The sequence below is a fragment of the Enterobacter sp. CM29 genome (genome assembly GCF_013179605.1).
In the GTDB taxonomy this organism is placed as follows: Bacteria; Pseudomonadota; Gammaproteobacteria; order Enterobacterales; family Enterobacteriaceae; genus Enterobacter; species Enterobacter intestinihominis.
The window spans coordinates 1-7,803 of sequence record NZ_JABMCU010000204.1 but is presented as its reverse complement, the minus strand read 5'-3'; the positions used below and the strand labels follow the sequence as shown (position 1 = coordinate 7,803).

Genomic DNA, 7,803 nt, shown 5'->3' with positions numbered 1-7,803 from the left:
TGGATCAGCTGTTGCAGCTTAGGATCAACGAAGCTGTAGGTGATCACTTCCTGGTAGCCTTTGTCGTTCAGCATGGTTTTCACACGCTTCAGTGACAGATCGGCTTCGCGATGGCTGCCCATCACCAGACCCGCCTGCACCGGCTCGTCAGGGATATTGTTGTAGCCGTAAACGCGGGCCACTTCTTCCACCAGATCTTCTTCGATCTCCATGTCGAAACGCCAGGATGGTGCAACGGCTTTCCACTCGTCCTGACCTTCAGTGACTTCGCAGCCCAGACGCGTCAGAATGTCGGTCACCTGCGCATCGGCAACGTGGTGACCAATCAGACGATCCAGCTTGCTGCGGCGCAGAGTAATGGTCGCACGCTTCGGCAGCGCCGCTTGGTTGGTCACATCGATAACCGGACCCGCTTCGCCGCCGCAGATGTCGATCAGCAGGCGAGTCGCACGCTCCATCGCTTTGTATTGCAGCGCAGGATCCACGCCACGCTCATAGCGGTGAGAAGCGTCAGTGTGCAGACCGTGACGGCGTGCGCGGCCGGTGATGGAGAGCGGGCTGAAGAACGCGCATTCCAGCAGGACGTTTTGCGTCTCGTCGTTGACGCCAGAGTGCTCGCCGCCGAAGATCCCGCCCATCGCCAGCGCTTTGTTGTGATCGGCAATTACCAGAGTGTCGGCGTTCAGTTTCGCTTCGCTGCCGTCCAGCAGAACCAGGGTTTCGCCCTCTTTCGCCATGCGCACAACAATACCCCCTTCGATACGATCTTTATCGAAGGCGTGCATTGGCTGGCCCAGCTCCAGCAGAACATAGTTGGTCACGTCAACCACAGCGTCGATAGAACGGATACCACAGCGACGCAGTTTCTCTTTCATCCACAGCGGGGTTGGCGCTTTAACGTTAATACCTTTCACCACGCGACCGAGGTAGCGCGGACATGCGTCAGGGGCGTCAACCTGAATCGGCAGCACATCACTGATGGTTGCCTCAACCGGAGCGATCTCCGGCTCGTTCAGTTCGGTCTGGTTCAGAACGGCCACGTCGCGGGCCACACCGATGATGCCTAAGCAGTCGGCACGGTTTGGCGTCACGCTGATTTCGATGGTGTTGTCATCAAGCTTCAGGTATTCGCGGATATCGGTACCCACTGGTGCATCCTGCGGCAGCTCGATAATGCCGGAGTGATCGTCGGAAATGCCCAGCTCGGAGAAGGAGCACAGCATGCCTTCAGACGGCTCACCGCGCAGCTTAGCCGCTTTGATTTTGAAATCGCCCGGCAGTACCGCGCCGACAGTCGCCACGGCTACCTTCAGGCCCTGTCGGCAGTTTGGCGCACCGCAGACGATATCCAGCAGACGGTCACCGCCCACATTGACTTTTGTTACGCGCAGTTTGTCGGCGTTAGGGTGCTGGCCACACTCAACCACTTCACCTACCACGACGCCGGTAAAGGCGCCAGAAACAGGATCCACGCCATCAACTTCCAGACCCGCCATGGTGATCTGGTTAGAAAGCGCGTCGCTGTCCAGCGTGGTGTTAACCCATTCGCGTAACCACAGTTCACTGAATTTCATTGTTCTTTCCTGCCCTTATTTAAACTGTTTGAGGAAACGCAGATCGTTTTCGAAGAACGCACGTAAGTCGGTTACGCCGTAGCGCAGCATGGTAAGACGCTCCATGCCCATACCGAACGCAAAGCCGGAGTATACTTCCGGATCGATACCTACGTTGCGCAGTACGTTTGGATGCACCATGCCGCAGCCCAGCACTTCCAGCCATTTACCGTTTTTACCCATCACGTCAACTTCCGCAGAAGGTTCAGTGAACGGGAAGTAGGACGGACGGAAACGAACCTGCAAATCTTCCTCAAAGAAGTTGTTCAGGAAATCGTGCAGTGTGCCTTTCAGGTTGGTGAAGCTGATGTTTTTATCAACAATCAGACCTTCCATCTGGTGGAACATTGGGGTGTGGGTCTGATCGTAGTCGTTACGGTATACGCGACCCGGCGCGATGATGCGGATCGGTGGAGCCTGCTCCTTCATGGTACGGATCTGAACGCCAGATGTCTGAGTACGCAGCAGACGGGTGGCGTCAAACCAGAAAGTGTCGTGGTCAGCGCGTGCCGGATGATGGCCAGGAATGTTAAGGGCATCGAAGTTGTGGTAGTCATCTTCTATTTCCGGGCCAGTCGCCACGGTAAAGCCGAGCTCACCGAAGAAACTTTCAATACGATCGATAGTACGGGTAACCGGATGCAGACCGCCGTTTTCGATACGGCGACCCGGCAGAGAAACGTCAATCGTTTCTGCCGCCAGACGCGCATTCAGTACTGCGCTTTCCAGCTCGGCTTTACGTGCGTTCAGCGCCTGTTGTACCTGCTCTTTGGCTTCGTTAATCACTGCACCTGCTGCCGGGCGCTCCTCTGCTGGCAGTTCACGCAGGGTAGTCATCTGAAGGGTCAGATGCCCTTTCTTGCCCAGATATTCGACGCGGACATTGTCTAACGCGGCAACATCTGAGGCCTGGTTAATGGCGGCCGTTGCACTGGCAACCAGCTCTGCGAGATGTGACATGGTTTTCCTCATTATGTCGGTGCAGACACCGAATTGTTGGACGTAATCTCTCAAATTCAGGCACAAAAAAAGCCTCCATCGGGAGGCTTATCTGGCGCTGTTTTTCGTTTCATCTTTCACGCGCTAGCCTCCTGAAGTCAGGTGCTAAAGTAAAAGAAGAAGCGGAAAATAGCAGCATTCATGCTTGCGTTACCTTGTAGGGTAAAAACCGTTAAGACCTTATTGAAAAGCCTGGACGGGTAAATGTCAATCTTCTGATAAGGCGATATGAAAAGAGGGAGCAAAGCCCCCTCTTTCAACTGGCTTATGCCAGTGCTGCTTTCGCTTTTTCGACCAGAGCGGTGAACGCTACTTTGTCGAATACTGCGATGTCAGCCAGGATCTTACGGTCGATTTCAACAGAGGCTTTTTTCAGGCCGTTGATGAATTTGCTGTAAGAAATACCGTTCTGACGTGCTGCTGCGTTGATACGCGCAATCCACAGTTGACGGAACTGACGCTTACGCTGACGACGGTCACGGTAAGCGTACTGACCTGCTTTGATAACAGCCTGGAAGGCAACGCGGTATACGCGTGAACGCGCACCGTAGTAGCCTTTAGCTTGTTTCAAAATTTTCTTGTGACGTGCACGTGCAATTACACCACGTTTTACGCGAGCCATGTGTGCTCTCCTGTATCTATTCTAAGTTAAAAAAGTTAAACGTTAACGACTTATGCGTACGGCAGGCACGCGATGACCAGGCCCAGATCGCCTTTAGAAACCATGGCTTTTGGACGCAGGTGACGTTTACGCTTGGTAGCTTTCTTAGTCAGAATGTGACGCAGGTTAGCGTGCTTGTGCTTAAAACCACCTTTACCGGTTTTTTTGAAGCGCTTAGCAGCACCGCGTACGGTCTTAATTTTTGGCATTTTAATAACTTCCACTTCGCATTGTTAAATAAACGAAACATAGGCGAACAAAACCTATGGGGCCCGAAGGCTCCACAGATTTTGCTGCTTGAAGGCCTTACTGTTTCTTCTTAGGAGCGAGCACCATGATCATCTGGCGGCCTTCGATCTTCGTTGGGAAGGATTCGACTACTGCCAGTTCACTCAGATCTTCACGGACGCGGTTAAGCACTTCCATACCAATCTGTTGGTGGGCCATCTCACGACCGCGGAAACGCAGCGTGATCTTGGCCTTATCGCCATCTTCCAGAAAGCGAATCAGGCTGCGGAGTTTTACCTGATAATCGCCATCGTCGGTACCAGGACGGAATTTGATTTCCTTAACCTGGATAACTTTTTGCTTCTTCTTCTGTTCCTTAGAAGATTTACTCTTTTCATAAAGGAACTTGCCGTAGTCCATAATACGACAAACTGGCGGTTCGGCGTTAGGGCTGATTTCAACTAAATCTACTCCAGCTTCTTCAGCTTTTTCGATCGCTTCTCTCAGACTCACAATCCCCAGTGGTTCACCTTCAAGATCTGTTAAGCGAACTTCCTGGGCGCGAATCTCGCCATTGATACGATTCGGACGTGCCGTTTGAACTCGTTTTCCGCCTTTAATACCTTATTCCTCCAGTTGTTGAAGACTGCGGCTGCGAATCTCTTGTTGCAGCTTCTCAATCACTTCACTTACGTCCAGGCTCCCCAGGTCTTTACCACGGCGGGTGCGAACGGCAACTTTGCCTGCTTCCACCTCTTTATCACCACAGACCAACATATACGGGACACGACGTAAAGTGTGCTCGCGGATTTTAAAGCCAATCTTCTCATTTCTCAAGTCTGCTTTTACGCGCATGCCCGCATTTTGTAGTTTCTGCGTCAATTCTTTAACGTAATCCGCCTGAGAATCGGTAATGTTCATCACAACTACCTGCACTGGCGCAAGCCAGGTTGGGAAGAAGCCCGCGAACTCTTCAGTCAGGATGCCGATGAAGCGCTCCAGTGAACCGAGAATCGCACGGTGAATCATAACCGGCACCTGACGCTCGTTGTCTTCGCCAACATAAGAGGCGCTTAAACGCTGCGGCAGGGAGAAGTCCAGCTGTACCGTTCCGCACTGCCATGCGCGATCGAGGCAGTCATACAGGGTAAATTCAATTTTTGGACCGTAGAATGCGCCCTCGCCCAGCTGGTATTCGAACGGAATACCGTTCTCTTCCAGCGCCACGGCGAGATCCGCTTCTGCGCGATCCCATGTCTCATCGCTACCGATACGTTTTTCCGGACGCGTTGAGAGTTTGACCACGATCTTCTCGAAGCCAAAGGTGCTGTACATATCGTAGACCATACGAATACAGGCGTTAACTTCATCACGTACCTGATCTTCAGTACAGAAGATATGCGCATCATCCTGAGTAAAGCCACGAACACGCATCAGACCGTGCAGCGCACCTGATGGCTCGTTACGGTGGCAGCTACCGAACTCCGCCATACGCAGCGGCAGATCACGGTAGGATTTCAGACCCTGGTTGAAGATCTGAACGTGGCCCGGACAGTTCATTGGCTTGATGCAGTATTCACGGTTCTCAGACGAAGTGGTGAACATCGCATCTTTATAGTTGTCCCAGTGGCCGGTTTTTTCCCACAGCACACGGTCCATCATGAACGGGCCTTTCACTTCCTGATACTGGTACTCTTTCAGCTTGGAGCGCACGAACGTTTCCAGTTCACGGAAGATTGTCCAGCCGTCGTTATGCCAGAACACCATCCCCGGCGCTTCTTCCTGCATATGATACAGGTCAAGCTGCTTACCGATTTTACGGTGGTCACGCTTAGCCGCCTCTTCCAGGCGTTGCAGGTACGCGTTCAGGGCTTTCTTATCGGCCCACGCGGTACCATAGATACGCTGCAACATTTTATTGTTGCTGTCGCCACGCCAGTAGGCGCCTGCGATTTTCATCAGTTTGAAGTGATGACAGAAGCGCATATTCGGCACGTGCGGTCCACGGCACATGTCGACATATTCTTCGTGATGGTACAAGCCAGGCTTGTCATCATGAGCGATGTTTTCATCAAGAATCGAGACTTTATAGCTCTCGCCGCGCTTCACGAAGGTTTCACGCGCTTCATGCCAGCTGACTTTCTTCTTGATGACGTCATAGTTCGTTTCGGCGAGCTCATGCATACGTTTTTCGAGCGCGTCGATATCTTCCTGTGTCAGGGTGTGGTCAAGGTCAACGTCGTAGTAGAAGCCGTTGTCGATAACCGGGCCGATCGCCATTTTGGTGTTGGGCCACAGCTGCTTAATAGCATGACCTAACAGGTGCGCACAGGAGTGACGAATGATCTCCAGACCTTCTTCGTCTTTCGCGGTGATGATCGCAAGCGTTGCATCGCTTTCAATCAGATCGGACGCGTCTACCAGCTCACCGTTTACGCGGCCTGCAATGGTTGCTTTTGCGAGTCCAGGACCGATATCCAGTGCAACATCCATTGGGCTTACAGCGTGGTCGAAATGGCGTTGGCTGCCATCAGGAAGAGTAATTACAGGCATTTTATATCCTTATTTGCAGTGATGCCCCACACATAAGAGCATATACAAAGAAAATAATCGTGATTAAACAGTAGATTACGAAACCATCTGACCAACAATCGTCAAATTGGTTCGTCATCATGCACCTGCCGATTCAGATAAATGCGGATTTACGGCAAGCAGCGTAATGGTAACACTATTAACAGGGCGAATGCACCTTCCCGCGACCGATTTGAACCGCTCATCCTTATGTCTGCGTTCATGAACTTTTGTTGACGGGGGCTCGCAATCCGAAAGTGCTGAGCTATTCTTGATCTGGTCCTTAAACATCGAAGGGGTATCACATGAATGTATCGAGCAGAACCGTTGTGATATTGAATCTACTTTCCGCTGCTGGTCTGGTATTGATACTGGCCGACAGATTCCACTGGTTTTAAGCCGAACCGCTGTTCTGGCATAACCTGTTGTCCCGGGTAAAGCGCTTTCTGGCGCAGACTTTGGTAGACTAAGGGTATCAACTGACAAGGATTGGGTTATGCCAACAAAAAGATTTGCCGTTAAGCACTGGAAAATGGTCGTGGTGTTAATCGCTATTTGCGGCGCGATGTTGCTGCTGCGTTGGGCCGCGATGATCTGGGGCTAATATTATGTCAGCGAAAACGTGCCGTGAATTTACTGAATAAATCTTAACTATCTTTACGATAATTTATGGTCCAAAACCGGTACGTCATAATCCGGTTTTCGCCAGGCTGTGACAGCGTATATATTCCATCACATGTGGCGGTTGAAATATCAGGACCACTCACCCGCCACCAGCTTGTGTACATCAAATGCATCATTCATTGACTGGCCGGTAGACTGGGAGCCAGGGGCAATGTTGGAGCCTGCTTCAACATCAGAGGCTTTAGCGATCCCGACTGGGCTGTTAACGTCACTGGCAGGTTGCGTCATATTATCAGCAGCAAATACGCCAAATGAAAGTGCGGAAAGCACCATCGCTGCTGTAGCGGTTTTGATTTTTTTCATAATTCTGTTCTCATACTTAATTAATGCAGAAATGCCTGAGGCGAGTTTTTTGCCTGTGCCGTAAGTGTAGATCTGGATCACACTTTTGCCTAGTCAAATTATTTATCAAATCGTGTCAAATAAACTGAATAAGGCCTGGCCGCCTAATTATGGAGAAATTATGAAGACGAAACCATGCCTATTATTTCAAAACGCCGTTTAATATAAATAAGCACAGTTTCAAAAAATAAAAAACAGGCCGAGAATAGTCCCGGCCCGAAGAAATTACATTTTATAACCTAAAGAAATCGTGGTTCGGCGATCGGTATGTTCCGGCGCGGAATCAGGCGGTGATGAGTTCCAGGTTACGTTGTACGCCACCTTGAGTCCAAAGTGTTCGTTGATAGCCACGTTCAACGCACTTTCAGAGTTCAGCGTTGTATCTTCAGCACCAAACACCGACACACCCTGGGTGAATTTCGCGTTGTCAGTCATTTGCCATGCGTAGGTGCCCGATGCATAACCCAGCGGCTGGGTTTCATCTTCGCCGTTGGTGTACTCGTCGTAACGGACACCCGGACCGAATTCAAAACGGAGGCTGTGCACTGGTCCATTCAGGAACTGACGACCATAACCCGCAGTCATGACATCGCGCTGGCGATAGCCATTGTAGCGGTCAGTAAGCCAACTCGCCTGCCCAAACAGGTAGTCATAATCTGTCATGTTGTAACGGCTACGCCCACCTACCGCGTATTTCTCAGAGGA

11 protein-coding genes and 1 other annotated feature are annotated in these 7,803 nt (G+C 51.2%); of the genes, 2 read left to right on the top strand and 9 right to left on the bottom strand.

The window, feature by feature from the left end:
• From pheT to thrS, 7 genes are all read right to left on the bottom strand, one after another.
• The coding region (gene pheT / locus HP459_RS19435) for a phenylalanine--tRNA ligase subunit beta (RefSeq protein WP_171936671.1) at nucleotides 1-1,574 on the bottom strand (1,574 nt) is incomplete at its 3' end.
• Nucleotides 1,575-1,589: 15 nt separating this feature from the next.
• Nucleotides 1,590-2,573, bottom strand: a complete 984-nt coding sequence (pheS, locus tag HP459_RS19430) for a phenylalanine--tRNA ligase subunit alpha (RefSeq protein WP_022647837.1) — start codon at nucleotides 2,571-2,573, stop codon at nucleotides 1,590-1,592.
• A gap of 62 nt (nucleotides 2,574-2,635) precedes the next feature.
• Nucleotides 2,636-2,760: a sequence feature (Phe leader region), on the bottom strand.
• Nucleotides 2,711-2,755 (bottom strand): pheST operon leader peptide PheM, encoded by a 45-nt coding sequence (gene pheM / locus HP459_RS23405; protein ID WP_001386830.1) that lies wholly within the window; start codon nucleotides 2,753-2,755, stop codon nucleotides 2,711-2,713. It overlaps the preceding feature by 45 nt.
• A gap of 117 nt (nucleotides 2,761-2,877) precedes the next feature.
• The gene (gene rplT / locus HP459_RS19420; protein WP_000124850.1) at nucleotides 2,878-3,234 is read right to left on the bottom strand and encodes a 50S ribosomal protein L20; all 357 of its coding nucleotides are present in this window, start codon (nucleotides 3,232-3,234) and stop codon (nucleotides 2,878-2,880) included.
• A 50-nt stretch (nucleotides 3,235-3,284) separates the two neighbouring features.
• On the bottom strand, nucleotides 3,285-3,482 hold the full coding sequence (rpmI, locus tag HP459_RS19415; RefSeq protein ID WP_001124225.1) for a 50S ribosomal protein L35: 198 nt from the start codon (nucleotides 3,480-3,482) through the stop codon (nucleotides 3,285-3,287).
• 97 nt (nucleotides 3,483-3,579) lie between these two features.
• Nucleotides 3,580-4,122, bottom strand: a complete 543-nt coding sequence (infC, locus tag HP459_RS19410) for a translation initiation factor IF-3 (protein ID WP_059443439.1) — start codon at nucleotides 4,120-4,122, stop codon at nucleotides 3,580-3,582.
• Nucleotides 4,123-4,125: 3 nt separating this feature from the next.
• A complete protein-coding gene (thrS, locus tag HP459_RS19405) occupies nucleotides 4,126-6,054 on the bottom strand; it encodes a threonine--tRNA ligase (RefSeq protein WP_171936670.1) in 1,929 nt (642 codons plus the stop codon).
• 323 nt (nucleotides 6,055-6,377) lie between these two features.
• On the opposite strand from thrS, the gene yncL reads away from it, so the two are divergent.
• Nucleotides 6,378-6,470 (top strand): stress response membrane protein YncL, encoded by a 93-nt coding sequence (yncL, locus tag HP459_RS19400; protein ID WP_071785204.1) that lies wholly within the window; start codon nucleotides 6,378-6,380, stop codon nucleotides 6,468-6,470.
• A 98-nt stretch (nucleotides 6,471-6,568) separates the two neighbouring features.
• The gene (yniD, locus tag HP459_RS19395; RefSeq protein WP_003857815.1) at nucleotides 6,569-6,676 is read left to right on the top strand and encodes a small membrane protein YniD; all 108 of its coding nucleotides are present in this window, start codon (nucleotides 6,569-6,571) and stop codon (nucleotides 6,674-6,676) included.
• A 149-nt stretch (nucleotides 6,677-6,825) separates the two neighbouring features.
• Here yniD and HP459_RS19390 read toward each other — a convergent pair whose 3' ends face one another.
• Complete coding sequence (locus HP459_RS19390) at nucleotides 6,826-7,059, bottom strand: hypothetical protein (RefSeq protein ID WP_032622263.1); 234 nt, start codon at nucleotides 7,057-7,059, stop codon at nucleotides 6,826-6,828.
• Between the two features lie 264 nt (nucleotides 7,060-7,323).
• Nucleotides 7,324-7,803: YdiY family protein (locus tag HP459_RS19385; protein WP_171936669.1), on the bottom strand; the 480-nt coding region annotated here is incomplete at its 5' end.